Source organism: Rothia nasisuis (assembly GCF_928381405.1).
Lineage (GTDB): Bacteria > Actinomycetota > Actinomycetes > Actinomycetales > Micrococcaceae > Rothia > Rothia nasisuis.
Map to the genome: position 1 here is coordinate 1 of NZ_CAKMSB010000040.1, position 458 is coordinate 458.

The window sequence follows — 458 nt, forward strand, 5'->3', positions numbered from 1 at the left end:
CTGGCTGAATCGGTGAACGGGGCTTACAAGGCTGAAATGGTGCGGGACCGGCTTTTTAGGTCGGTTGGGCAGCTGGAAGCTGAGACGGCTGGCTGGGTGTGTTGGTGGAATGAGCGGCGGTTGCATGAGGGGCTTGGTTATCGGACGCCGGATGAGGTGGTGGATGCTGCTGTGAGTCTCGTATGATGGTCGGAACTAAAGCCAGTACATATCAAGTGTGCCTGCGTGTTTTGTTAGTTTGGCGTTGTAAAGTTTAGCTGTGGTTGGTCTGTAGCTGTTGGCGGCCTTTCGGTTCTGAGGCCTAGCTAGGAATTATCCCCCCTCTAGTCTTGGTGGTGGGTGCTGCTTGGGGTTCTAATCCGTATTCGTTTGCTGGGAATAACCCGGTGATGATGAGTGATCCGTGGGGGTTGCGGCCTGCTACGGATGCTGATTTGGCTGCTTATCGTGAGGCTAAT

1 protein-coding gene is annotated in these 458 nt (G+C 54.4%); it reads left to right on the forward strand.

Going from position 1 to position 458, the window contains the following annotated elements:
* Positions 1-186: integrase core domain-containing protein (locus L6966_RS11940; protein WP_237233462.1), on the forward strand; the 186-nt coding region annotated here is incomplete at its 5' end.
* Between the last annotated feature and the right edge of the window lie 272 nt (positions 187-458).